Origin of the sequence: Cloacibacterium rupense (genome assembly GCF_014645495.1) — a bacterium.
GTDB classification, from domain to species: Bacteria; Bacteroidota; Bacteroidia; order Flavobacteriales; family Weeksellaceae; genus Cloacibacterium; species Cloacibacterium rupense.
Genome location: NZ_BMLV01000007.1, coordinates 60,679 through 85,755, shown reverse-complemented (window position 1 = coordinate 85,755; position 25,077 = coordinate 60,679). Strand labels below are relative to the sequence as shown.

The following is a 25,077-nucleotide window of genomic DNA, read 5'->3' as shown; positions in this document are numbered from 1 at the left end:
TTAGATTCAAAATTAATTAAATTGAGGGTAAAATTTTTCCTTTTACTTCTCCAAAACCTACTCTTATTCCATTTTTTTCTGAAAAACCTCTCATAATGATGGTGTCATTATCTTCTATGAATTTTCGTTCTTCACCGTTAGATAGCTTCAAAGGTTCTGTTCCTCGCCAAGTAAGCTCTAGCATAGAGCCGAAAGATGTTTTTTCTGAGCCCGAAATGGTTCCACTGGCATAGATGTCGCCCACTTCTACATTGCAACCATTGATGGTATGATGGGCCAATTGTTGTGCCATATTCCAATACATAAATTTAAAATTGCTCTTAGAAATTAGATTTTCTTCGCTGTTTTCTGGTTGTAAAAACACTTCTAAATTGATGTCAAAATTTTTATTTCCTTCAAATTTTAGATAGTCTAAAACTTCTGGTTCTTGCATTGGAGATGCTGTTCTAAAAGGTTCTAAAGCTTCTAAAGTAACTACCCAAGGTGAAATAGAACTTCCGAAATTTTTCCCTAAAAATGGGCCTAGTGGTACATATTCCCAACTTTGGATGTCTCTTGCGCTCCAGTCATTGAAAATCACCATCCCAAAGATGGCGTCTTCTGCTTCGGCGGTAGAAATGCTTTCGCCAAGATTGGTGTTTTTATTGACAATAAAAGCCATTTCGAGCTCAAAATCTAGCTGTTTGGAAGCTCCAAAGATTGGTTTTTCAGCATCCGCAGGTTTCATTTGACCTTTCGGACGATGGATATTTACTCCAGAAACCACAATAGAAGACGCTCTACCGTGATAACCTACAGGTAAATGCTTCCAATTGGGGAGCAGTGCATTGGCTGGGTCGCGAAACATTTTCCCAACATTAGTAGCGTGTTCTATACTGCTGTAAAAATCGGTGTAGTTAGAAACGTGAATGGGCATCATCATTTCTACTTCTTCCACATCGAAAAAACAACTTTCTAGCGCTTCTTCGTCTTGAGAAAGTATAGAATTCTCCAATAATAATTCTTGAATTTTTAGACGAACAGCATTGGTTACCGATTTTCCTAATTCTATAAATTCATTTAAGGTATAGCCTTCGAAAACATTTTCGTCTAGTCCTTTAATTTCATCTAAAAATCCTAATTCATACAAACCAGCTAAATCTATAATTTTGTCTCCAATTCTAGTGGCACAGGCAATGTATTCTTTGCCAAAAACGCCCACACCAAAAGGAATATTGTAAATAGAAAAATCAGAATTTTCAGGATAGTTGATAAAAGATTTCATTGAGATTGTTTTTTAAATAGTAACCCTTTCAAAGTTACGAACTTTAAAAGGGTAAATTATATTATTTATTGAAGATGTTTATAAATTTCCTCTTCGGGCTTGTTCTCTTTCTAATGCTTCGAATAAAGCTTTGAAATTGCCTGCACCGAAACTCTGTGCACCGTGTCTTTCTATAATTTCGTAGAAAAGAGTAGGGCGGTCTTCTACTGGTTTGGTGAAAATTTGCAATAGATAACCTTCTTCGTCACGGTCAATTAGGATGCCTAATTCTTGCAATTTTTTAAGGTCTTCATTGATGGTTCCCACTCTTTCGGGAATCATTTCGTAGTAGGCATTTGGTGGTGCTGATAGAAATTCTACGCCACGTTTTTTAAGTTCAGTTACCGTATGGATGATGTCTTTGGTTGCCACTGCAATATGTTGTACGCCTTCACCTTCGTAAAAATCTAAATATTCTTCAATTTGAGATTTTTTCTTTCCTTCCGCGGGTTCATTAATTGGGAATTTGGCATAGCCATTTCCGTTGCTCATTACTTTGCTCATTAATGCAGAATATTCTGTGCTGATTTGTTTGTCATCAAAGGAAAGAATATTCACAAATCCCATTACTTCTTCGTACCACTTTACCACAGGTATCATTCTATCCCAGCCTACATTTCCTACGCAATGGTCAACATATAAAAGTCCTACCTCTGATGGTTGGTAATCTGTTTCCCATTTTTCGAAGCCTGGCATAAAAATTCCGTTGTAATTTTTACGTTCTATAAACATGTGCACTGTTTCTCCGTAAGTATAAATTCCAGACATTCTTACTTCTCCATTTTCATCTTTTAGGGTAATAGGTTCTTGGTAAGGTTTTCCGCCACGTTTGGTGGTTTCTTCAAAGGCTTTGTAGGCATCTTCTACCCAAAGTGCTAGAACTTTTACACCGTCTCCGTGTTTTTTTACGTGTTCAGAAATAGGGTGGTCTGATTTAAGCGCAGTAGTTAAAATTAATCTTATTTTACCTTGTTGTAAGACATAAGATACGCGGTCTTTAACGCCAGTTTCTGGCCCAGCATAAGCTAGACTTTGAAAACCAAAAGCGGTTTTATAATAATGGGCAGATTGTTTGGCATTTCCTACGTAGAATTCTATGTAATCTGTTCCATGAATGGGTAGAAAGTTTTCTGCTTGTGAAATTTTTTCTGCAAATGTTAATGTTGCCATATCTATTTGTTTATCAATTTATTAAATTATTCTAGCCAACTGGTTTTGTAACTAGGGTCTTCTATTTTAAGGGCTTCTTCGGTGATTTTTAGTGGTCTGAAAGGGTCAACCATTACGGCATATTCATCTGTAAATTTTTTGCCAATGCTTCTTTCCATAGCGCCAGGATGAGGTCCATGAACTATACCACCAGGATGAAGCGTAAAATCCATTAAATCAATATGATTTCTACTCATAAAATCTCCTTCGGTGTAAAATAAAACCTCGTCACTGTCAATATTGCTGTGGTTATAAGGTGCAGGAATGGACAAAGGATGATAATCATACATTCTGGCTACAAAGGAACAAACCACAAAATTATGCGCTTCGAAATTTTGATGCACTGGTGGTGGTTGGTGGATTCTTCCCGTAATAGGTTCGAAGTTTTTAATATTGAATTTAAAAGGATAAAAATAGCCATCCCAACCCACTACATCAAACGGATGGGTAGCATAAATAAAATCCCAAATTAGATTTTCTTTTTTTACTTTGATTAAAAAATCTCCCTTTTCGTTTTTGGGTTCAGTAAAAGTAGGCACTATGATGTCTCTTTCACAAAACGGAGAATGCTCTAAAAGTTGACCGAATTGGTTTCTATATCTTTTTGGGGTGTAAATTGGCGAATGACTTTCTATGAAAAATAGTACATTTTCTGACGATGAAAAATCAAATTGGTAAATGGTTCCTCTAGGAATGATTAAATAATCACCTACGCTAAATTCTAAATCTCCTATAAAAGTTTTTAGAATTCCAGAACCTTCGTGTACAAAAAAAAGTTCATCGCATTCTGCATTTTTGTAGAAATATTCTGGTGAAGTTTTCGGTTTTGCCAATCCCATTTTTAGGTCATTGTTCAGCATCAGTATTTTTCTACTTTCCAAAAAATCATCTTCTGGTGTTACATTTTTCCCTTTAAACATTCTTGGGATAATGTTTTTGTCGATAGCGATTTTTGGGGTTACATCTTTAAAGATGTTAGTTTTCTTAATTTGAGTAGGCCTATGGATATGATAAAGCAAAGAAGAAATTCCGCTAAAGCCTTCTGTACCAAAAAGTTGTTCATAGTAGAATTGGTCTTCTTTAGATTTAAAAATCGTGTGCCTTTTTTGCGGGATGTTCCCAAGTTGTATATATCTCATAATGAACTTGTGATTTTGACAAATATAAAAATTTCGGGCAAACAGCAAAGTTTTTGTTGTAAAACTTGTAACTGCTTTATTATGAGGGTAAAATGTGTTTTTTCGAGATGAAAAATAATCCCCAAAATGATGATAGGCATAAAAAAAATCTCCTATTTTTTAATTAAACAGGAGATTTATTATGAGAATTTCATCACTTAATTTATGATGAAAATTGTATGTTTTTTAGATAAATGGTTCTTGTTGGCTCAAGCAATGGAAGCTTCCCAATCCCCAAATAATTTCGGTAGAATCTATACCAACTACTTTTCTTTCTGGGAAACATTTTTGGATAATTTCTAAAGCAATTTCGTCTTTATCACATCTATAAGTTGGTACAATTACGTGCTTGTTCGAGATATAAAAATTTGCATAAGAAGCTGGTAATCTTTGATCTTCCCAAATAACTGGGTCTGGCATTGGTAATTCAATGATATTTAAAGGGGTACCGTCTAAAAGTTTCATTTCTTGCAATTCTCTAAGGTTGGTTTGCAAGATTTCGTAGTTTTCGTCTTCAGGATTGTCTTCTACTACGGTAAGGACTGTATTTTCGTTTACAAAACGAACAGTATCATCAATATGTCCATCGGTGTCATCGCCGATAATTCCATCACTTACCCAAAGAACTTGCTCTTGTCCGTAATAATTTTTTAGATATTCTTCAATTTCTTCTTTGGTAAGATGAGGGTTTCTGTTTTTGTTTAAGAGACAAGATTTAGAAGTCAGAATAGTACCTTTTCCGTTAAATTCTACGCTTCCGCCTTCCATTACAATTCCTGGATGAAAAACCGGAATATCGAATTCTTTTCCGATTTTTGTAGGAATTACATCGTCAAAATCAAACGGAGGATATTTATTTCCCCAAGCATTATAACCCCAATCTACGATTACTTTTTCGGGTTCTCCACCATTTTTATTAATCAAGAAAGCAGGGCCGTGGTCTCTGCACCAAGCGTCATTGGTTTCATGGAAATAGAATTCTATATTTTCGAGATTTGCACCAGATTGCATAATACAATCCATCGCGAATTTCCTCATTTCCTCATCTTTTACATTAATTCTCACGAATTCGTCTTCTGAAAGAATTTTGATAAATTTACAGTAAAATGGATAAATTTCTTCTAATTTACCTGGCCAAGATTCTTCCTTATGAGGCCAAGAAAGCCAAGTTGCTTCGTGTTCTTCCCATTCTGCAGGAAAAGTGTAGCCTAATTGTTTTGGGGTTTTATGTAAATCTATCATTTAATCTTCGTCTATAAATCTTTTAGTAATCGGTTGGTAAGAATCTATCCTTCTGTCTCTCAAGAAAGGCCAGTGTTTTCTGAAATAATCGCTTTCGGATAAATCTAATTCGGTAACTACCACTTCTTCTTGGTCGTGAGAAGCAAGATACAATAATTTCCCTTGACCGTTGGTTACAAAACTACCACCCCAGAATTTCATAGCGCCATCTTGCTCAAAACCAACTCTATTTACCGAAACTACAGGCACTCCGTTGGCAACTGCGTGACTTCTTTGGATGGTTTGCCAAGAATTGTATTGATCTTTGTTGGTTTCTTCGTCTTGGTCTGTTGCCCAACCAATGGCTGTAGGATAAAACATAATTTCTGCTCCCATTAATGCAGTGATTCTAGAAGCTTCAGGATACCACTGATCCCAACAAATCAGAACGCCAATTTTTGCAAATTTGGTCTGAAAAACTTTATAGCCTAAATCTCCCGGCGTGAAATAAAATTTTTCGTAAAAAGCAGGATCGTCTGGAATGTGCATTTTTCTGTATTTACCCAAATAAGTTCCGTCTGCGTCTAAAATTGCGGTAGTATTATGGTACAAACCTTGCGCTCTTTTCTCGAAAAGTGAAGCTATTATTACCACGCCTAATTCTTTGGCAACTTCGCTGAGAGCATTGGTAGAAGGACCAGGAATGGATTCTGCCAAATCAAAATTGTCATAATCTTCTACATCACAGAAATAAAGTGACGTAAAAAGTTCTTGCAAACATACAATTTGAGCACCTTTTGCAGCAGCTTCTCTCACTTTTTCGATGGCTTTTTGCAAGTTGGTTTCTTTATCTTTTACACAGGTCATTTGCACTGTGCCTACTTTTACTTTTGACATTTTTTGGAATTTTAAATTTCTAACTTTATACAAATTCTATGCAAAAATATGAATTTTTTTAATGCTTAATTCATCCTTGATTGTTAATGATTTTATACCGCTTTGGCTTTGAATTTACTTTAATAACATTTCGCCCTTTGACTACGTCGAATCTTCGATTTCAGGGCTTCACTTTTCTTATTTATTTTTTCATCGGGCTTCACCCGATGCTATTATATTTCGCCACTTCGTGGCCTCTTCCAGAAATTTTAAAGTTTAAATGGTATTATTCAATAAAAAAGCCTGCCCAAAATTTTGGACAGACTTCTCTTCATATCAAATATTAAATTTCTTAGTAAGAATCTTCGTGTACGCTTAGTACAGCTCTACCACTTGGGTCATTCATTTTTTTGAACGCTTCGTCCCATTCGAGAGCAATTGGTGTAGAACAAGCTACTGAAGGAACAGAAGGAACAGTAAGGGCAGCCGTTTCACTTGGGAAATGCTCCTCAAAAATAGTTCTGTATCTGTATTCTTCTTTGTTCTGTGGAGTATTTTGTGGGAATCTGAATTTCGCATTTGCCATCATTTCATCTGTCACTTCTTTTTCTGCAATTTCTTTTAAAGTGTCAATCCAGCTGTAACCAACACCGTCGCTAAATTGCTCTTTTTGTCTCCATGCGATGCTTTCTGGTAATAGATCTTCGAAGGCTTTTCTTAAAACCCATTTTTCGATTTTACCTTCGGCTTTGTTCACCATTTTATCTTTTGGATTTACATTCATGGCAATATCCATAAATTCTTTATCCAAGAAAGGAACTCTTCCTTCAATTCCCCAGCTCATCAATGCTTTGTTCGCTCTTAAACAATCATAAAGGTGAAGTTTTCCTAGTTTTCTCACCGTCTCATCATGGAATTCTTTTGCATTTGGCGCTTTGTGGAAATATAGATATCCTCCAAAAAGCTCATCACTTCCTTCACCAGAAAGTACCATCTTAATCCCCATAGATTTTATCACTCTAGACATCAAATACATTGGTGTAGAAGCTCTTACAGTGGTTACATCATACGTTTCTAGATGATAAATTACGTCTCGAACTGCATCTAAACCTTCTTGAACTGTGAAATGTATTTCGTGGTGTACAGAACCGATATGTTCTGCTGCTTTCTGAGCCGCTAATAAATCTGGCGAACCTTCTAAACCAACCGCAAAACTGTGTAATCTAGGATACCAAGCTTCTTGTTGGTCGCCGCTTTCAATTCTATTTCTTGCATATTTAGCTGCAACAGCAGAAATAATTGAAGAATCTAGACCTCCAGAAAGCAAAACTCCATAAGGAACATCACTCATCAATTGTCTGTGTACCGCTTCTTCTAGACCTTTTCTAATAGCAGCAATATCTGTTTCATTATCTTTTACCGCGTCATAACTTTCCCAATCTCTTTTGTACCATTGTTGTAATTCTTGTCCGTCTTTGCTATATACAAAGTGTCCTGGTAAAAAAGTTTCAATCTTATTACAAACACCTTCTAGTGCTTTTAGTTCAGAGCCAATGTAGTAGTTGCCATGTTTGTCCCAACCTTGATAAAGCGGACAAATTCCCATGTGGTCTCTTGCGATTAGATAAATATCGTTTTCTATATCATAAAGCGCAAAAGAAAAAATCCCATTCAGTTTTTCGATGAAATCTTTACCATCTCTTCTGTACAATGCCAAGATTACTTCGCAGTCAGATTGTGTAAGGAATTCATAATCAGGGAATTCTTTTCTCAGTTCTCTATGGTTATAGATTTCTCCGTTTACGGCTAAAACTACTTTTCCGTCTTTGGTATATAATGGTTGTTTACCAGAAGTTGGGTCTACAATCGCTAATCTTTCGTGTGAGAAAACAGTTTTTTCTGACTGAAAAATTCCGCTCCAATCTGGTCCTCTATGTCTTATTTTTTTAGACATTTCTAAGATTTGTGGTCTTAGTGTTTCTGTTTTTTGTTTTGCATCAAACAAGCATACAATTCCGCACATAATTTTATATTGGTTGAGTAATAATTAATAATTTGATTAAATTTCTGTTGCAAAAATATACTTTACATTTAAAAATAAAAACAAAAATTTTAAATTAGTTTAAATTTTTAATTAAATTAAAGTTTTTTAGAAATATTTTAATATCAAACGCTTATTTAAAGAAAGTTGGTTAATTTTTTTAAGTTAAAGTGATTGATTTTTATAATGAGAAACAGAAATAATTTTGCCGTTGTCTATAATTGAAACTGTTTTTTCATTTTCAGAACTTTTAATTTCGAAGTTTAAAGCCGAGGTTTCTATTTTTTCTTTAGAACATAATTCGCCAACAAAATGATTTTCTTCTACTGAAAACCGAAACTGAATAGGAAAATGATAAGGATTTCTGATGCGCAAATCTTTGTACCCAAAAACTACAGTAGCGTCTGTTCCTAGCGGTGTGTAGCGGTTTTCTTCAGTGTAAATATCTACAGAATGTTGATGTCTTTCTACAATTTCTAGTTGAGAAAGTAACGCCAAATGGAAAATAGCTCCCGAGATTTGACACAAACCACCACCAATTTGCTCTTGAAGTTTGCCCGCCACCAAACTTCTGCCAGATTTATAAACATTGGTATTGTTCGGATTTTTTACAATTTTCCAAAAAGAGAAAATTTCATTGGGATAAACTATAATTTGATTGATTTTTTCTGAGGCAACCTTTAGATTATGCTTTTTGTTTTCTAAAAATTCTTGAGAAATGAAAGGTTGCTGAATCGTAACTTTGTAAGGCAACTCTTCATCATTTTTTTTAATAGCAAACGGAATTCTATTGAAGGAATCTTCGATTTTCCTGAAAGTTAATTTTACAAAAACTTTAATTTGCTTTTTAAAACTCATATTTTTCTTAGTTCATAAATATGATAAGAAGAGAGGTTTTTCAGTAATCCAAAATTAGACAACAGAAAATCAAATGTAAGAAAATATTTTCTGAAACGCTTTGGGATTCTGTGAATAGGAATGATTAAAAGCCCGAATTTCTTTCGGATTTCGAATTTGTTTTTGATAAATTTTTCTATTTCATCTTGGTTGAAACTCAGTGCAGCGTGCCAATTTTCTTGATTTTGATTGAGGATTTTTCTTCTGTTTTTTACAGGAATATCAAAAACAAAAGTTCCATTTTTAGACAAAATTCGGTGAACTTCATCAATGGTTTTTGTAAAAATATCTTCATCAAGATGCATTATAAAGTGAAATGTAAGACAACCTTGAAAGTTTTCTTTTTCAAAAGGCAAATCATTTGATTTTGCTTGAAAAAACTCTTTTTCTGGGAATTTTTTGTGAGCAATTTTCAGCATTTCTTCACTTGCGTCTGCGCCAGAAGTTGCAAAATTGGTCAATCTTCCGCTTCCGCAAGCAATGTCTAAAATCTTACCAGATTGATTTTTAAAAATTTTATTTAATATTCTTCGCTCTTGAAAATCAATAAATTGACCGTAAGAATTCCCAAAACGATTTTCATCATATTCAGAAGCAAGTTGGTCGTAATATTCTATAATTTTTTCGGTGGACATTTTTTAGATTCTCTCAATCAGTGCCATATAAAAGCCATCAAAACCAGAACTTGGCATTACTTTTTCATCTTTTACCAATTTAAAATCTGGATTGTTTTTTAGAAATTCTGCTACTTGTTCGTTATTTTCACTTGGAAGAATAGAACACGTTGCATAGACCAATTTACCACCTTTTCTGATGATTTTAGAATAATCTTGCAGAATTTGTTGTTGTTCTTTTTTAATTCTATCAATAAAATCTTGATCAATTTTCCACTTAGAATCTGGGTTTCTTTTCAAAACACCAAGTCCAGAACAAGGTGCGTCTATCAATAGTCTATCTGCTTTTTCGTGCAATCTTTTGATGACTTTAGTATCGGTAATTTCTCTGGTTTCTATGTTGTGAGCGCCAGCTCTTTTTGCGCGGCGTTTCAGTTCAGTTAATTTCCAACCATGAATATCCATTGCAATAATTTGACCTTTATTTTCCATCATAGCAGCAAGGTGAAGTGTTTTTCCGCCTGCTCCTGCGCAAGCATCTACCACTCGCATTCCGGGTTTTACGTCTAGAAATTCTGCAATTTTTTGAGAGCCAGCATCTTGAACCTCGAAAAGTCCATCTTTAAAAGCTGAAGTCAAGAACACATTTTTCTTTTCTTCTAATTGTACTGCATCTTTGAAACCATTGATGGTAAAACTTTCTACGTTTTCGTGTTTTAGTTCTTCTATTAAATGTTTTGCAGAAGTTTTCAGAGAATTAGCTCTTAGGATAGTTGGCGCTTGTTCGTTCAAAGCTATCATTTCTCTTTCCCAATTAGCACCCAATTCTTTTTCTAAAGTTGCTGCCAACCATTCTGGAATAGAATGTTCAAAAGCTTTATTAGGAACAGTTCCTTTTTTTAGTTTGGTTAAAATATCTGCGATTTTAATTCCGTCAAATTCTTCAAATTTTTTGTAATGGGTTTTACTCCAAAGCAAATAAGCAAGGATGAGTTTATAGATATTTCCAGGTTTTGCACCTTCACCAATGTAATATTCTAGGCGTTTTTTCCAACGGATGATGTTGTAAAAAATCTCCGAAACTACGGCTCTGTCTTGGCTTCCCCATTTTCTGTGAGCTTTTAAAAGTCTTTCTATAACTTTATCTGCATATTTATTTTTTTCAAAAAAAGTTTCTTGAAGCGAGTCGTGTATTCCGATGAGGAGGTTTCTGTGAATTAGTTCCATTATATTGATTTTAACGCAAAGTGCGTAATGTTTTTTAATAATTTTGAAAATATTTTATGCTTCGCAAAGGCACTTCGCTTATCAAAAAGAATCAAAATTTTTGCAAAAATACGGATTTTTTTGTTGGAAGGCGGAAGAATGGAAGATGGAAGTTTTTAAAAAAGCTGATTGCTGATTGTTGAAACCTGAAAGCAAAATAATACCTTTGCAAAAATTAAAAAAATGAGCGAATTGATGCCTTGCCCAAAATGTGGCAGCGAATTTACCTACGAACAAGATAATCTTTTGGTTTGTAGTCAATGTTTCCACGAGTTTGATCCTGCGGAAGTAGGTGCAGAAGATAAAATTTTCGACAGCAACGGAAACGAATTACAAAATGGAGATTCTGTGGTAGTAATAAAAGATTTGCCAGTAAAAGGTGCACCAAAACCTGTAAAAGCAGGAACTAAAGTGATAAATATTAGATTAAGACCAGGTTCTGACCATAATATCGATTGTAAAATTGATGGTTTTGGAGCGATGGCTTTGAAGTCTGAATTTGTGAAGAAAGCGTAATAAGTTATTGGCTTTTGGTAATTGACTTCTAACAAAAAGCAAAATAAAAGGAAAAATTTGGACAGGGTTCTTTTCTAAGACTTTGATTGCAGAGATTGAACAATGCTAATTTCAGTCCATAAAGGCAGAAAGAGAATTAACCAAAAATTTCCTTATCTTTTTAGGGAAGACAAAATTAAGAAATTTTCTTTAAAAAGAGAATGGATTTTTGTAAAATGTTAATTTTTAGTATTTTAAGTGTTTTTTTAATGCTAAAAATTAAATTTTACTTTAATATTTCCTTCTAGTTTTTGAGAAGAATACATAACTAGAGGGATTCCATTCACAAAAATTCTGTTCCAATAGTGGTTTCCAGCAAATCTACTGTCTGAAACTTTGGCTTCTTTTCCGTTTTCATCTAGAATAATCTGATGCGGGAAAAAATGATTTCTAGAAATTTGAAGTTGGTGTTTTTGTTCGTCTGTTATGGTATTTACTTCGCCTAGAAGTTTGGCTACATAAGAATTGTAAGGGTTTTTGAAGGTTTCTTCTGCGCTATCATTTTGAATTAATCTTCCTTCTTGCAAGACCACAATTTGGTCTATCCAAGGTAAAATTTCCTGAATTTCGTGGGTAGAAATAATCACAGAAAGTTGATTTTCTTTCACGTAATTAAATAATCTCTCCCTTAGTTCCATTTTTCTAGAATAATCTAAATTGCTGAAAGGCTCATCTAGAAGAAGCAATTTCGGCATGATAGAAAGCGCTCTTGCAATGGCAACACGTTGTTGTTGTCCGCCACTTAAGTTTTTAGGAAGTACATTGGCGTAGTTTTCTAAGCCTACCACTTCTAAAAGTTCTTCTACTTTTTGCTTTTTTTCTATAAGATTGGTATTCGAAATAAATTTACCTACATTTTCTCTCACTGTGAGATAAGGCATTAAATCATAATGCTGAGAAACCAATTTTAGCCCTAGTTCGCCTGGGACTATGTTTCCTTTTGGGCCATAGAGTTTTTCGTTTTCTAGGAAAATCTCACCACTTTGCCAATCAATAAGACCATAGATAATATTGAGCAATGTAGATTTACCACAACCGCTTTCACCAGCTAGTGCGATAATTTTTCCTTTTTCTACAGAAAGATTTAAGTTTCTAAAAAGTGGATTTACAGAGGTGTATCCGAAATATAAGTTTCTTACAGTCAAAAGCATATACAAAAGTAAGCATTCTGCAATAAATTTTAAAAAAATGATGATAAATTTCTTATTTTAGCCAAAGAAAAAAAATTATAAAACAACAAGATGAAAAAGAAAATTATAGTGGTAACAGCAGTTTTAGGGATTGCTGCATTTTTAATATCCTGTGGTAAAGACAAACCAGTAAGTAGTGAAACGAATGAAGTTCTTACCCAAAATGACGGTGTACAATACAAAGTAGATACCATGAATAGTAGAGTAGAGTGGAAAGGGTATAAGGTTTTGAAATCTGACCAGACCACACACTTTGGTATCATAAGATTTGAAAGTGGAGATGTTACCGTGAAGGATGGGAAATTGCAGTCTGGTAAATTTGTTGCTGATATTAATACATTAGAAAATATTGATTTGAAAGATAATCAAGAAATGAAAACCAAACTGGAAGGTCATCTAAAAAGTGCAGATTTCTTTGAGGTGGAAAAATTTCCGACGGCTTCTTACGAAATTACTAAAGTTACAGAGACTACAAGTGGTGATTACAATACCATTTTAGATGGAAATCTGACCATAAAAGGTATTACAAAACCTGTTCAATTCAAAGCGAATGTTACGGTACAAAACGGAAATGTAAGCGTTGCAACGGAACCAACTGACATTAACAGAGAAGATTATGGTTTGAAATTTGAAATTCCTTTTGAAAATGGATTGTTGAACAAAGAAATTAATCTTCAGGTTTTGATTAAGGCAATGGAGAGTAAGTAATTTATAGTATCAAAGGCAAAAAAAATCTATAGGAACTCGCAGTTTTGTGAGTTCTTTTTTTCTGTTTTAAGAATAAATTATTCTTTTGTTTGTTCTGTGGTTTTTAAAAAATAAAAAATCGTATTTTTGCAAATCAATATATTTCATAATGATGATAGAGAAAATAGAACAACTTTTGGTTGAAGTAAATGCATTTAGATCTCACAATAAAGAAGAAATAGAGCAATTTCGTATTAAATACAATGGTAAAAAAGGAATTTTAAAAGATTTTTTTGAAAAATTTAAAGAAGTTCCTAATGAGCAGAAGAAAGATTTTGGACAAAAAATTAATTCTTTAAGACAAGCTGTTGAAGCAAAATTAGAAGCACTAAAAGAAGCGACTTCAAGTCAAATTATTATTGAAAAAGAAGATCTTACAAAACCAGCTTTTCCATTGGAACTAGGTTCTAGACATCCTATCAGTTTAGTGAAAAACAGAATTATAGAAATTTTTAAATCTATAGGTTTTGCGGTGGCTGATGGGCCAGAGATTGAAGATGATTGGCACAACTTTACCGCGCTTAATTTACCAGAATATCACCCAGCAAGAGATATGCAAGATACGTTCTTTATAGAAACCAATCCTGATGTTTTATTGAGAACACATACTTCTTCTGTGCAAATTAGATATATGGAAGAGAACCAGCCACCAATTAGAATTCTTTCTCCAGGAAGAGTTTTCCGTAATGAGGCTATTTCTTCTCGTTCGCATTGTATTTTCCATCAGATTGAAGGTTTGTATATTGATGAAAATGTGAGTTTTGCAGACCTTAAACAAACTTTGCAGTTTTTCACCACAGAGCTTTTTGGGAAGTCTAAAATCAGAATGAGACCTTCATATTTCCCTTTTACAGAGCCAAGTGCTGAGGTAGATGTTTATTGGGGGTTGAACTCTGAAACAGATTACAGAATTACTAAAGGAACAGGTTGGCTAGAAATTATGGGTTGCGGAATGGTAGATCCTGCGGTTCTTAAAAATGTAAATATAGATGCTGATAAGTATTCTGGTTATGCCTTCGGAATGGGAATTGAGAGAATTGTGATGTTGCTTTATCAATTGGGAGATATCAGAATGTTCTTCGAAAATGATAAGAGAATGTTGCAACAATTCGGGCATCTTTAAGAGTGGGAGAATTGTAGAGTGATAGAAATGATAGCATTAAAGACTTTAAATTAAATCAAAATAGAGTAGAGCCACGAAGTAGCGACTTAATAAAGGATAGGATAAAATCCTATCAAGACAATACATAAAAATCAAACCGCTTCAGAAATCCTGAAGCGGTTTTTACATAATAAAGATCTAGATTATGAGAAGCTAATGTGCGCCGAATTTGAATTTTTTAAGATTTTCTGAACCAATTTTTGGCTCTGTTGTAATCTAAAAAGTAAGTTAATCTTAACGAAATATTATTGGTCATAGGTTCATTAAAAAGGGTGTCAAAATTTTTACCAAAAGTTAATCTCGAAACATCTTGATAATTACTTACTGCATTTCTGTACAATAGCGTAAGCTGTGAACCTGGCGCAAACCACCAAGTGTATCTAAGATCCACATTCCAAGAGTTATATGTTCCGTTTAGGTTATTAGAAAAATTATTGGTATTTGCTAAATTTCCGTCTTGATTTAGGGTGTAGAATTGATGGTAAGTAACGTCTGAAAAATAATGACGGAATGCCAACGAAAGGGTCATTTTTTCATTAAAACTATATTGTGAGGTAAGTGAATTTTCGTAGGTGTTTCTCTGTCTTCTTCCCATAAAAATGTCAGTTCCGTTATTACCAGCATATCCTATTTCATTGTTACTAAATACAGGATTGAATTGCCAAATCGCATTAAATTTATCAGAAAATCTGTATCTAATGTATGCCGAAGGAATTACTTTGTTTCTCCCTTTTTCGTTATATGCATAGTAATCTATGTTTACATTAAATTGTAGTTTTTTTCTAGAATCACTTTCGTACCAAATCCAGCTATCAAAATATCCTGGAACATTAAGGTGTCTCCCGAATTTTCTAGGCTCGAAGATGTCTTTTTCACCAAATGGTGTAAATTCTACGCCGCCACCAAAACTGCGAAAGTTTTTGTCGGTAAACTGATTATTGTGATTAAATCTAAATGTAGAAAACAAAAATGGGTCTAATCTGTGAGAGTAAGTAATGTTATTGTTTAAATAAATATTATTGAATCTTTTGGTAGGTTGTAGAATTCTATATCCATACCAAGCATTATAATTGGCAATATTGGTAGTTGTAGAAAATCCTAAATCATTGATGTCCCAATTTTTAGTTGTAAAATTTGCATTAACATCAAATCTGTGTTTGCCAGATACTTTTCCGAAACCGAACTGACTTTTGTTTCCAAATTTAGTACCGTCATCCATTACCCAACTTCCTTTTACATTTCCGTAGTATTGATAAGTGTTTTTCTTATTTCTGATATTCCATAATAAGCCAGTAGAATTAGCATCTCTGAAACTGCCACTTCTCATGGTATTGGTATTAACGAAGGTAACAGACGAATTTTCGTTGAATCTCTGATCTAGAACCAGAACATTATAATTAGCCCAAGGTTCTAGAATTTCTTTTCTGGTTTCGCCTGTAATATTGTTTTTAATAATAGCTTCTGCTTTTTCTGTAATCCCGTTGAAAAATCCTATTCCCAGACCTTTACTTGTTCTTCCAGAAATTTTAAAAGCATTAAATAATTTTACTTTTGAAGGTTCTTCTACCAAAGTTTCGTCAGCAGAAACGTTTGCAGATTTTGAAGGATAACCACCCACTCTTCTAGAATAGAACATATTTCCTTTTTCGAAAAGTTCTGTACCTTCGGTAAAGAATGAACGTTGCTCTGTAAATTGCTGTTCGAATGGTGTTAAATTTAAAATAGAATTATCAAAATTAGCTTGTCCGAAATCAGGAATTAAAGTCATATCAAAGGTGAAAGCATCATTTATTCCGTATTTTACATCCATTCCTCCATTGAAATTGGTTGTAGTTTGCCCATCATAATTATTGATATAAGTAGAAAAATAAGGCATAAAAGATAATCGAATTGGCGGATCAATATTTTTGATGTTTTCCAAAACTCCGTCATATAGTAAGAAACCACCTTTTTGGTTATTGATGTAATTCCAGGTGTAGGCTGTTTTGGTTCTGTTTATTTGTCTGAAAAAATTTAAACCCCAATTTTGGACTTCACTTTTAGGAAATCTAAGTTCAGAAAAAGGAATTTTCATTTCTACAGTCCATCCATTTTCTACAATTTTTGCAGCAGAATACCAGATTCCGTTCCAAGAAAAATCTTCGCCATTTTCGTTGGTTATTTTACTGTCTGCTTGTACACCAGCTGCTGTCACAAAAAGTTCTAAACTCTGTTGTTTATCATTATAACCATTGAGAAAAAGCACAAAAAAATCGTCATTGCCTATATTATCTCTTTCGGTAAGTTCTTTAGAAATTTTAGAAGGTTCTTTGTCATATAACATAGCAGAGACATAGATTCCGGTGTCATCATAGGCAATTTTTACTTCTGATTTGAAATCTGCATCTTCTGCTTTCCCATTGTTTGGTCTAAATTCTATAAAATCCTTCGCAATAGGAATGTTTTTCCAAGCGTCATCATCTAGATTACCATCTATTTTAGGGGCTTTTTCTAATTTTACCGCGGTTATTTTTTTTCGGGTAATGCTGTCTTGAACCTTTTCTTGTGCAAAAGATAAAACTGAAAATATTGTAAATAAAAATAAAATCCGAATTCTCATAGTTTTTAATTTTGAAGATTAGTTGTAAAATTTTTTCATTTGTTTCAAGTAAGACAACTAATATTTTAGTTTTATTACATCAATTCACAAAAAAAATCCGAAAAAATTCGGATTTTATATGATATTCAGTGATTTAAATGTTTTATCTATTTAAAATTCAAAGGGTATTTTACATTATGATAATTGTCTAGACTGGCTTTCAGAGAGCCTACTAAAAGTTCTGCTTTTATTTCTACAGGGATGAGATTCGCATCATTGGTTACATACATGGTAACACCTTCAGTAGATTTAAAAATTCTACCACTCATTACATAAGGTACAATTTTAAGACAAGAAATTTTTCCAAATTTGGTGTTTTTCATTTCTGTACCCGTTACTTTCAACATAAAAGGATAAATTTCATCATCAATCCAAATATTAATTTTAAGAGAACTTCCTACTTTAAACGTATTAGTGTCCATACTTCTAAGGTAGTAAAAAGCAGAAATCATATCTTGAATTCCTTTTACTGTTTTGAAATTTTTAGAAGTTTTGTCTAATTTATTGGTTAATACTAAGGTTTGGTTGTCATGATTAAAATCTGTTTCGAAATATCTTCTGTATCCACCTTCCGAAACGTTTCTTACATAATGACTTGGGAGACCTGTTGCGATATTGATATAACTTTCATATACATCATCTACCTTGAAGAAAGCTCTTACAGCTCCTGTACTTTTACCAATTCCAGTAACTCTATAGTGTGGTGCGTTTCTGTAATTAACTTGGTTGGCAGAAAGAGTGGCATAACCAGCATTTAAAATACCATAATGAATTCTAAAACTTAGTTTTTCGCCGTTTTTGATGTTTCCAATCTGTGAAAACATCAATAAAAATGAGAATGAAAATAATAAAGAAATGTATTTTTTCATTATTTAATAAATTTATTTTCTTTTCTTTTCAAAAAACTTGCCAAAATAAAAAGACCTTGTCTATGGTCATAACAGATGACAAATGTCACTTTAGTTGCAGGGCTAGGTCATAAAAATTCTTATATTTGCACAATATGAAAAGTTTTTATTAGTAATTGACAAATTTACAATAAAAAATACTTATAGAATGATTACAACAGATTTATTGATTATAGGAGCCGGCCCAACCGGACTTTTTGCTGTTTTTGAAGCAGGTTTATTAAAATTAAAATGCCACCTTATAGATGCACTTCCGCAGCCTGGTGGTCAACTTACTGAATTATACCCTAAAAAGCCCATTTTTGATATCCCAGGTTATCCTTCTGTTTTAGCAGGTGAATTGGTAGATAATTTGATGGAGCAGATTAAGCAATTTCAACCTGGTTTTACATTGGGTGAAACTGCTGTTACACTTAATAAATTAGAAGACGGTAGCTTCGAGGTGATTACCAATAAGGGAACTGTACATCATGCAAAAGCGGTAGCCATTGCTGGTGGTTTAGGAACTTTCGAACCTAGAAAACCTTTGATAGATAATATTGCAGACTACGAAGAAAAAGGGGTAGATTATTTTGTGAAAAATCCTGAAGTTTACAGAGATAAAAATATTGTAATTGCAGGTGGAGGTGATTCTGCTTTGGATTGGAGTATTTTCTTGGCCAATGTGGCTAAATCTGTGACTTTAATTCACCGTAGAAATGAATTTAGAGGCGCTTTAGATTCTGTAGAAAAAGTACAAGAACTTAAAAACGCAGGTAAAATAAATTTAGTGACTCCTGCAGAAGTTGTCGGGTTAAAAGGCGATGGGCATATAGAAGCCATCACCGTAGAACAAGAAGGTAATGTATATGACCTTGAAACAGATTATTTCATTCCGCTTTTTGGACTTACTCCGAAATTAGGAGCAATCGCAGATTGGGGATTAGAAATTGAGAAAAATGCTATTGTAGTGAATAATGCTTTGGATTATCAAACTAATATTGAAGGCGTTTATGCAATTGGTGATGTAAATACTTATCCTGGAAAACTAAAATTGATTTTATGTGGTTTTCACGAGGCTACATTGATGTGTCAAAGTGTTTATAATAGATTAAATCCGGGTAGAAAATATGTCTTAAAATATACTACTGTAAGTGGAGTAGATGGTTTTGATGGTTCTAGAAAAGAAGCTGAAAAAGCTGTAGTAAAGAAGATTGATTAAAATTCAGAATAGAGAATTTAATCAAAAAAAAATAAACAACCTCAAATTTTAAAAATTGTGGCTTTAGACGTAAACATAAAAATTACAGATAGAAATGGAGTAACTCACGAAGTGGCTGCACCCACAGATATGGCTCTTAATCTGATGGAAGTAGTAAAACTCTACGAGCTAGCAGAAGAAGGAACTATAGGTGTTTGTGGTGGTATGGCCATGTGTGCTTCTTGCCAATGCTACGTAAAAAGTGACACCGCGCTCCCAGAAAAATCTGATGAAGAAGATGCTATGCTTTCAGAAGCGTATAATGTGAAAGAAAACTCTAGATTGGGTTGCCAAATTCACATTACCGAAGATTTAGAAGGATTGGAAGTAGAATTAGCACCTTATGAATAAAAAATAAAAACGCCCTGAATAATTATTCGGGGCATTTTTTATCAATTACTTTATTGAAATTATTTTTTAGGAGCAGGTTCATTGGTTGTTTTATAAGCCATGTCAATTTTGCTTTCCATCGGCATTTTGGTTCCGTTGATATCAGCATCTATTTCCATATTTAGACTTCCTGAATTGTCACTATTTTTCACCCAAGATGATTTTTTGTCTAGTTGTAAAGTTCCGCTCATTTTACCATCCATTTTTTTTACATTCATTTTCATTCCTTCTCTTTCCATAGAAGTTCCTTCCTTGGCAATTAAATCACCAACATAAGAGATTTTATAAACATCTCCTTCTACTGCTTCTAGTTTACAAGTCATGTTGTTAGAGATATCAATATCATTATTTTTGCTTACAAAAACAGCGTTCCAAGTTTCACCTATTTTTACAGGTTTTGGAGGAATAGCAAAGAAAGTCGATTTAAAATTTTGAGAAATTTGTTCTTTAGAATAAGACTTTTCAAATTCTTTAGCAGAAGGAGAATCAGGCAAAGCATTTTTCATCGCTTCTAGAACTTTTTCATAGCCCACAACTTCTAGTACATCTCCATTAGATTTCACTTTCATAGTAAAAGGCACGTTTACCATAGCAGCCATTAATTTATTTGGTGGAATACTAAGATCAGCATCAGAAGCCATCATGTAATCTTGTCCCATCATAGAAACATTGGTTCCCAGATAGCTATATTTAGCCTCAAGATTACAAACGTCTTTTTGTGAATCTAAAACATTAAAAGAAAGGCCAAGCATCATATTCATTTTCATAGGTATTTCTTGTCCCATAACTTTTTGTAACATATTCATTTTTATGTCATTAAGTGTGTGGTATGTTTCTCCCTTTTTAAGATTCAATGAAATATTGTAAGTCTGTGAAAAAGTTACAATGGCCAAGAAAAGCACTGTAAAAGTTGATAGTTTTTTCATTTTTAAGTTGTTTTTTGTAAAAATATGAAATTTTATGGTAATTTCAGATTAATTATTTTTTATTTTTTTTGCTTTTCAATTCTTTTTATTTCTTTTAAAAGCAAAGGAAAAGCAGGTTCAGCCATTCCTCCGTGGTCGTAACCTTGTAATTCATATAAAGTAGTTTGTTTATGACCTGCCAATTTCATCATTCTGAGCATGTAGGCATTTTCTTCGTATCTGCCGAGAAGTTCTAATTCTCTATCACCTGTAATTAATAACATTGGTGGCGCATCTGCTCTCACGAAATAAATAGGTGCAAATTCATCTATCTGAGGTTTATAATCTGGGAAACCTCTTTCTTTCCTGATGGTAAAATGCGTAATAGCGTGTCCACTAAAAGGAATAATCGCAGCCAGCTGATTAGCATCTATATTATATTTAGCCAAATAATCTTTGTTGAGAGCCACCATACTTGCCAAATAACCGCCAGCTGAATGTCCTGAAATAAAAATTAAATTTTCGTTACCTCCATAATTCTTAATATTTTTGAAAACCCAAGCTGTAGCTGCTGCTGCATCGTCTATCGCTTTGGCAGCATTTACTTTGGGAGAAAGTCTGTAATTAACACCAATTACTGCAATTCCTTTTTCTTGCAAATATTTCGGAATTTCTTTGTTTCCGCCAGTTAATCCACCACCGTGAAACCAAATCACTGTAGAAAAATTCTTCACATTTTTTGGAATATAAATATCTAAAACACAACGTTCATTAATGTAAATGTCAGATTTATTGGTAGTTTCATCATAATAATGAATATTCGCAATTGTTTGATAATCTTTATTTTGTGCAAAAATTTGCATCGAAATAAACAATAAAATTAAAAAGGCAAAAAACTTTTTCATAGTAAATAAGATATATTAAAAAAACGTGCTTTTACACACGTTTTCAGTTTATATTTTCGTCAGTTTTGCAAATTTCAGGATTAGATTTTTTTCTCCTTCTGTGGCAAATTTCACTTTTGCTTTAATATTTTCTGGGTCAGTTCCGTCTAAGAAAATCACTTCGCCTACGCCAAATCTATCATGGCGAACTCTGTCTCCTACTTCAATATCCTGAGAAGAACCTCCGCTCGGATTAATGATTCTGGCAGAAGCTACCGGTTTTAAATTCTTTGGCTGAATGGTAGATTCTGGAGCATTGAACGTTTTCTTTGGTTCTTTTTTTACAAATTTCGGTTCAGAAAAATCTCCAAAAATATCCGAAGTTAAGCCAGAACGATTAAACACTTTTTTCTCTGTAACTGCAGGATTTACAAATTCTAAATATTCTGCATCTATTTCGCTCAAGAATCTAGAAGGTTCTGCATCGGTAATTTTTCCCCATTGAAATCTAGAAATGGCGTAAGAGAAAAACACTTGTTTTTCTGCTCTTGTTAATGCTACATAGAATAATCTTCGCTCTTCTTCTAGCTCTTCACGTGTGGAAGAACTCATAAAACTTGGGAAAAGATTTTCTTCTAAACCTACCAAATGCACCACAGGAAACTCTAAACCTTTAGACAAGTGAATCGTCATTAGAGAAACTTGGTCTTCGTTTTCAGATTTTTTGTCTTGGTCTGTAGAAAGGGCGATATTTTCTAAAAAACTTGATAAACTTGGGTCACCGTCTTCTAATTGTTTTTGCTCGTCTATGAAACCTTGCATAGAATTCATGAGTTCTTGCACGTTTTCTACCCTAGAAATTCCTTCTGGTGTTTGGTCGTCTTTTAGAAATTTAATTAATCCACTTCTTTGGGCAACTTCCATCGCTACGGTGTAGGCATTTTCGGTTTTTAGCATCACTTGGAAGGCTTTAATCATGCTCCAAAAATCTGCCAATTTAGCAATTACCCCATTATTTAAACCCAATTGAGGCGCGTATTGCCCTAGATTATTCAAAACATCTACTACTCTCACGTTCTGAGAATCTGCAAAAACTATCAATTTATTTTGAGTAGTTTCGCCGATGGAACGAGCCGGATAATTGATGATTCTCATCAAAGCTTCATTGTCATTTTCATTGACCAAAATTCTGAGATAGGCCACCAAATCTTTGATTTCTTTTCTTTGGTAAAAACTTAAACCTCCATAAACTCTGTACGGAATGTTTTTACGTCTCAGCGCATCTTCGAAAGCTCTGGTTTGTGAATTGGTTCTGTATAAAATGGCAAAATCTGTAAATTTTCTTTGATGAGTATTGTGTTGTTCCCAAATATTATTCGCCACAAAATTGGCTTCATCTGCATCTGAAAGTGAACGGTAAACTTTTATTTTATCACCAATTTCATTATCACTAAAAACGTTTTTCGGGAATTGTGCTTTATTCTTGGCAATTACCACATTGGCCGCATTTACGATATTCTGTGTAGAACGGTAATTTTGTTCTAGTGAGACTGTTTTGGCATCAGGATAATCTTTTTTAAAATTCAAAATATTGTAAATATTGGCACCTCGGAAAGAGTAAATCGATTGTGCATCATCACCTACCACACAAATATTCTCAAACTTAGAAGAAAGCGCCTTCACAATCAAGTATTGAGAATGATTGGTATCTTGGTACTCATCAACCAAAATATATCGAAATCTATCTTGGTATTTTGCTAAAACTTCAGGGAATCTGGTTAATAACTCATTGGTTCTTAGCAATAAATCATCAAAATCCATTGCACCATTTTTGAAGCATTGTTCTACATATTTCTGATAAATTTGCCCCATATGTTTCATGTTGGCACGTTCATCAGCTTCCATTACTTCAGGATTATTGTAATAAGCATTTACCGTAATCAGGTTATTTTTATACGCCGAAATTCTAGATTGAACTTTCTTTGGTTTGTATAAATCTGAATCTATGTTTAATTCTTTTAAAACTTTCTTCAGAACATTCAAAGAATCTTGGGTATCATAAATGGTGAAATTAGAAGGGTAGCCCAAATAATGTGCTTCGCTTCTTAGAATTCTGGCAAAAACAGAGTGAAAAGTTCCCATCCAAAGGCTTCTGGCATTGCTGTTTCCTACTACTTTTGCGATACGTTCTTTCATTTCTTTGGCTGCTTTATTGGTAAAAGTAAGCGCCAAAATCTGAAACGGATCTACACCATTGGTAATAAGGTGTGCAATTCTCATCGTAAGAACTCTCGTTTTACCAGAGCCAGCTCCTGCCAAAACCATTAAAGGCCCTTGTAAAGTGGTAACTGCTTCGTACTGAGGTTCGTTTAATCCATTCAAATAATCCATTTCTCCTAATAAAATTTAAGCCTCAAAAATAAATAAAAACCATGAATTTCTAGGCTTGATTTTAAAAATAGAATCAAATATTGAAGAATTGTTGTAACGTTATTTCACTTATTATTACTAATTTTAGAAAAAATATCATTATCAATGAAAAAAAGTTTAGTATCATTTGCTGTAGCAGTATTTTTAGGAGTTGCTATGAACGCTCAGCAAATAAAATTCGAGGAGTATGACCTTCCGAATGGTCTTCATGTAATTCTCCATCAAGACAATACAGCGCCAGTAGTAACTACCGGTGTAATGTATCATGTAGGTTCTAAAGATGAAGTAAAAGGAAGAAGTGGATTTGCCCACTTTTTTGAACATTTACTTTTTGAAGGAACTCCTAATATTAAAAGAGGTGAGTGGTTCAAGATTGTATCTTCTAATGGAGGACAAAATAATGCCAACACTACTAGTGACAGAACTTATTATTATGAGACTTTCCCTTCTAATAATGAGCAACTTGGTCTTTGGATGGAAGCAGAAAGAATGCGCCATGCTGTTATTAATCAGATTGGGGTAGATACCCAAAGAGAAGTGGTGAAGGAAGAAAAAAGAATGAGAATGGATAACCAACCTTACGGAAATCTATTGCCCGCTATTCTTAATAATGTATTTACAAAGCATCCTTATCATTGGCCTACCATTGGCTCTATGGAGGATTTGAATGCTGCCAAACTAGATGAGTTTTTAGAGTTTTATAAAAAATATTATGTTCCAAATAATGCAACATTAGTAGTAGCAGGTGACATAAAGCCAGAGCAAACTAAAAAATGGATTGAGGATTATTATGGAGGAATACCTAAAGGTGTAAAATATGATAAATCATTTCCAAAAGATGACCCTATAACTCAAGAAAAAGAAGTAACAGTTACCGACCCTAATATTCAAATGCCGGCTTATCTTTTTGCTTACAGAACACCTTCTAATAAAGAAAAAGACGGATATGTTCTACAGATGCTTTCTTCTTATCTTAGTAATGGTAAATCTTCTGTTCTTTATAAAAAATTGATTGACCAAGAGAAAAAGGCACTAGCTGTACAAGCTGTGAATTTAGGGATGGAAGACGCAAGTATTTTTGCTTTTTTTGCCATTCCTATGGGAGCAACTTCTAAAGATACTTTAAAAGCAGATATAGATGCAGAAGTTAAGAAAATTCAAACAGAATTGATCTCTGAGGAGGATTATCAAAAGCTTCAAAATCAATTTGAAAATCAGTTTGTTAACTCTAATTCTAGCATACAAGGAATTGCTGCTTCGCTAGCCACTTATAATGTATTGATGGGGGATACTAATCTTATCAACAAAGAAATAGAAATTTATAGATCTATCACTAGAGAAGATTTAAGAAAAGCCGCTCAAAAATATTTGAACACCAACCAAAGAGTCATCATCAATTACGTTCCTGAAAAAAAATAAGCAG

The 25,077-nt window shown here is 33.6% G+C and carries 21 protein-coding genes; 6 read left to right on the top strand and 15 right to left on the bottom strand.

Going from position 1 to position 25,077, the window contains the following annotated elements; genetic code table 11:
• Positions 1 to 16: 16 nt before the first annotated feature.
• From fahA to IEW40_RS13485, 9 genes are all read right to left on the bottom strand, one after another.
• Positions 17 to 1,264 carry a fumarylacetoacetase gene (fahA, locus tag IEW40_RS13525; RefSeq protein WP_188618649.1) on the bottom strand — a complete coding sequence of 416 codons (1,248 nt, stop codon included), beginning with the start codon at positions 1,262 to 1,264 and terminating at the stop codon, positions 17 to 19.
• A 78-nt stretch (positions 1,265 to 1,342) separates the two neighbouring features.
• Positions 1,343 to 2,473 (bottom strand): 4-hydroxyphenylpyruvate dioxygenase, encoded by a 1,131-nt coding sequence (gene hppD, locus IEW40_RS13520; RefSeq protein ID WP_188618648.1) that lies wholly within the window; start codon positions 2,471 to 2,473, stop codon positions 1,343 to 1,345.
• Positions 2,474 to 2,499: 26 nt separating this feature from the next.
• Positions 2,500 to 3,651 (bottom strand): homogentisate 1,2-dioxygenase, encoded by a 1,152-nt coding sequence (locus IEW40_RS13515; RefSeq protein ID WP_188618647.1) that lies wholly within the window; start codon positions 3,649 to 3,651, stop codon positions 2,500 to 2,502.
• A gap of 225 nt (positions 3,652 to 3,876) precedes the next feature.
• Positions 3,877 to 4,932 (bottom strand): agmatine deiminase family protein, encoded by a 1,056-nt coding sequence (locus IEW40_RS13510; protein ID WP_188618646.1) that lies wholly within the window; start codon positions 4,930 to 4,932, stop codon positions 3,877 to 3,879.
• A complete protein-coding gene (locus tag IEW40_RS13505) occupies positions 4,933 to 5,808 on the bottom strand; it encodes a carbon-nitrogen hydrolase (RefSeq protein WP_188618645.1) in 876 nt (291 codons plus the stop codon).
• Between the two features lie 331 nt (positions 5,809 to 6,139).
• Positions 6,140 to 7,810, bottom strand: coding sequence for an asparagine synthase B (gene asnB, locus IEW40_RS13500; protein ID WP_188618644.1), 1,671 nt, complete (start codon positions 7,808 to 7,810; stop codon positions 6,140 to 6,142).
• A gap of 183 nt (positions 7,811 to 7,993) precedes the next feature.
• Entirely contained in the window at positions 7,994 to 8,686 is a 693-nt protein-coding gene (locus tag IEW40_RS13495; RefSeq protein ID WP_188618643.1) for a VanW family protein, read from the bottom strand.
• A complete protein-coding gene (locus tag IEW40_RS13490) occupies positions 8,683 to 9,360 on the bottom strand; it encodes a class I SAM-dependent methyltransferase (RefSeq protein ID WP_188618642.1) in 678 nt (225 codons plus the stop codon). Before IEW40_RS13490 ends, IEW40_RS13495 begins: the two co-directional genes overlap by 4 nt.
• 3 nt (positions 9,361 to 9,363) lie before the next feature.
• Positions 9,364 to 10,566 (bottom strand): RsmB/NOP family class I SAM-dependent RNA methyltransferase, encoded by a 1,203-nt coding sequence (locus IEW40_RS13485; protein WP_188618641.1) that lies wholly within the window; start codon positions 10,564 to 10,566, stop codon positions 9,364 to 9,366.
• Between the two features lie 222 nt (positions 10,567 to 10,788).
• Between IEW40_RS13485 and IEW40_RS13480 the strand changes: the two genes are divergently transcribed.
• A complete protein-coding gene (locus tag IEW40_RS13480; RefSeq protein WP_188618640.1) occupies positions 10,789 to 11,121 on the top strand; it encodes a zinc ribbon domain-containing protein YjdM in 333 nt (110 codons plus the stop codon).
• Positions 11,122 to 11,372: 251 nt separating this feature from the next.
• On the opposite strand, the gene IEW40_RS13475 is transcribed toward IEW40_RS13480, so the two are convergent.
• Positions 11,373 to 12,311, bottom strand: coding sequence for a sulfate/molybdate ABC transporter ATP-binding protein (locus IEW40_RS13475; protein WP_188618639.1), 939 nt, complete (start codon positions 12,309 to 12,311; stop codon positions 11,373 to 11,375).
• A 90-nt stretch (positions 12,312 to 12,401) separates the two neighbouring features.
• On the opposite strand from IEW40_RS13475, the gene IEW40_RS13470 reads away from it, so the two are divergent.
• Both IEW40_RS13470 and pheS read left to right on the top strand, forming a co-directional pair.
• Positions 12,402 to 13,058 (top strand): YceI family protein, encoded by a 657-nt coding sequence (locus IEW40_RS13470; protein ID WP_188618638.1) that lies wholly within the window; start codon positions 12,402 to 12,404, stop codon positions 13,056 to 13,058.
• Between the two features lie 151 nt (positions 13,059 to 13,209).
• Positions 13,210 to 14,220, top strand: coding sequence for a phenylalanine--tRNA ligase subunit alpha (gene pheS / locus IEW40_RS13465; protein WP_188618700.1), 1,011 nt, complete (start codon positions 13,210 to 13,212; stop codon positions 14,218 to 14,220).
• Between the two features lie 217 nt (positions 14,221 to 14,437).
• Here pheS and IEW40_RS13460 read toward each other — a convergent pair whose 3' ends face one another.
• Positions 14,438 to 16,858 (bottom strand): DUF5916 domain-containing protein, encoded by a 2,421-nt coding sequence (locus IEW40_RS13460; protein ID WP_188618637.1) that lies wholly within the window; start codon positions 16,856 to 16,858, stop codon positions 14,438 to 14,440.
• Positions 16,859 to 17,004: 146 nt separating this feature from the next.
• A complete protein-coding gene (locus IEW40_RS13455) occupies positions 17,005 to 17,766 on the bottom strand; it encodes a DUF3108 domain-containing protein (protein ID WP_188618636.1) in 762 nt (253 codons plus the stop codon).
• 187 nt (positions 17,767 to 17,953) lie between these two features.
• On the opposite strand from IEW40_RS13455, the gene IEW40_RS13450 reads away from it, so the two are divergent.
• Together IEW40_RS13450 and IEW40_RS13445 are read left to right on the top strand one after the other, a co-directional pair.
• Positions 17,954 to 19,006: an NAD(P)/FAD-dependent oxidoreductase gene (locus IEW40_RS13450; RefSeq protein WP_188618635.1), complete on the top strand. Its 1,053-nt coding sequence runs from the start codon at positions 17,954 to 17,956 to the stop codon at positions 19,004 to 19,006.
• A gap of 57 nt (positions 19,007 to 19,063) precedes the next feature.
• Positions 19,064 to 19,396, top strand: a complete 333-nt coding sequence (locus tag IEW40_RS13445; protein ID WP_188618634.1) for a 2Fe-2S iron-sulfur cluster-binding protein — start codon at positions 19,064 to 19,066, stop codon at positions 19,394 to 19,396.
• 59 nt (positions 19,397 to 19,455) lie between these two features.
• Here IEW40_RS13445 and IEW40_RS13440 read toward each other — a convergent pair whose 3' ends face one another.
• From IEW40_RS13440 to IEW40_RS13430, 3 genes are read right to left on the bottom strand one after another with little or no spacing between them, the layout of a single operon-like run.
• The gene (locus tag IEW40_RS13440; RefSeq protein ID WP_188618633.1) at positions 19,456 to 20,361 is read right to left on the bottom strand and encodes a DUF6263 family protein; all 906 of its coding nucleotides are present in this window, start codon (positions 20,359 to 20,361) and stop codon (positions 19,456 to 19,458) included.
• A 59-nt stretch (positions 20,362 to 20,420) separates the two neighbouring features.
• Positions 20,421 to 21,245, bottom strand: coding sequence for an alpha/beta hydrolase (locus IEW40_RS13435; protein ID WP_188618632.1), 825 nt, complete (start codon positions 21,243 to 21,245; stop codon positions 20,421 to 20,423).
• 48 nt (positions 21,246 to 21,293) lie between these two features.
• A complete protein-coding gene (locus tag IEW40_RS13430; RefSeq protein WP_188618631.1) occupies positions 21,294 to 23,615 on the bottom strand; it encodes an ATP-dependent helicase in 2,322 nt (773 codons plus the stop codon).
• A 144-nt stretch (positions 23,616 to 23,759) separates the two neighbouring features.
• Here IEW40_RS13430 and IEW40_RS13425 point away from each other — a divergent pair, with 144 nt between their 5' ends.
• The gene (locus IEW40_RS13425; protein ID WP_188618630.1) at positions 23,760 to 25,073 is read left to right on the top strand and encodes a M16 family metallopeptidase; all 1,314 of its coding nucleotides are present in this window, start codon (positions 23,760 to 23,762) and stop codon (positions 25,071 to 25,073) included.
• The last annotated feature ends 4 nt before the right edge of the window (positions 25,074 to 25,077 follow it).

Excerpts from the sequence above, each read along its gene's own strand:
- IEW40_RS13470 (WP_188618638.1), top strand. The coding sequence starts at position 12,402 with ATGAAAAAGAAAATTATAGTGGTAACAGCAGTTTTAGGGATTGCTGCA.
- IEW40_RS13505 (WP_188618645.1), bottom strand. The coding sequence starts at position 5,808 with ATGTCAAAAGTAAAAGTAGGCACAGTGCAAATGACCTGTGTAAAAGAT.
- IEW40_RS13435 (WP_188618632.1), bottom strand. The coding sequence starts at position 21,245 with ATGAAAAAGTTTTTTGCCTTTTTAATTTTATTGTTTATTTCGATGCAA.
- IEW40_RS13450 (WP_188618635.1), top strand. The coding sequence starts at position 17,954 with ATGATTACAACAGATTTATTGATTATAGGAGCCGGCCCAACCGGACTT.
- IEW40_RS13510 (WP_188618646.1), bottom strand. The coding sequence starts at position 4,932 with ATGATAGATTTACATAAAACCCCAAAACAATTAGGCTACACTTTTCCT.
- asnB (WP_188618644.1), bottom strand. The coding sequence starts at position 7,810 with ATGTGCGGAATTGTATGCTTGTTTGATGCAAAACAAAAAACAGAAACA.
- IEW40_RS13455 (WP_188618636.1), bottom strand. The coding sequence starts at position 17,766 with ATGAAAAAATACATTTCTTTATTATTTTCATTCTCATTTTTATTGATG.
- fahA (WP_188618649.1), bottom strand. The coding sequence starts at position 1,264 with ATGAAATCTTTTATCAACTATCCTGAAAATTCTGATTTTTCTATTTAC.
- IEW40_RS13475 (WP_188618639.1), bottom strand. The coding sequence starts at position 12,311 with ATGCTTTTGACTGTAAGAAACTTATATTTCGGATACACCTCTGTAAAT.
- IEW40_RS13430 (WP_188618631.1), bottom strand. The coding sequence starts at position 23,615 with ATGGATTATTTGAATGGATTAAACGAACCTCAGTACGAAGCAGTTACC.
- IEW40_RS13495 (WP_188618643.1), bottom strand. The coding sequence starts at position 8,686 with ATGAGTTTTAAAAAGCAAATTAAAGTTTTTGTAAAATTAACTTTCAGG.
- IEW40_RS13490 (WP_188618642.1), bottom strand. The coding sequence starts at position 9,360 with ATGTCCACCGAAAAAATTATAGAATATTACGACCAACTTGCTTCTGAA.
- hppD (WP_188618648.1), bottom strand. The coding sequence starts at position 2,473 with ATGGCAACATTAACATTTGCAGAAAAAATTTCACAAGCAGAAAACTTT.
- pheS (WP_188618700.1), top strand. The coding sequence starts at position 13,210 with ATGATAGAGAAAATAGAACAACTTTTGGTTGAAGTAAATGCATTTAGA.
- IEW40_RS13485 (WP_188618641.1), bottom strand. The coding sequence starts at position 10,566 with ATGGAACTAATTCACAGAAACCTCCTCATCGGAATACACGACTCGCTT.
- IEW40_RS13515 (WP_188618647.1), bottom strand. The coding sequence starts at position 3,651 with ATGAGATATATACAACTTGGGAACATCCCGCAAAAAAGGCACACGATT.
- IEW40_RS13440 (WP_188618633.1), bottom strand. The coding sequence starts at position 20,361 with ATGAAAAAACTATCAACTTTTACAGTGCTTTTCTTGGCCATTGTAACT.
- IEW40_RS13480 (WP_188618640.1), top strand. The coding sequence starts at position 10,789 with ATGAGCGAATTGATGCCTTGCCCAAAATGTGGCAGCGAATTTACCTAC.
- IEW40_RS13425 (WP_188618630.1), top strand. The coding sequence starts at position 23,760 with ATGAAAAAAAGTTTAGTATCATTTGCTGTAGCAGTATTTTTAGGAGTT.
- IEW40_RS13460 (WP_188618637.1), bottom strand. The coding sequence starts at position 16,858 with ATGAGAATTCGGATTTTATTTTTATTTACAATATTTTCAGTTTTATCT.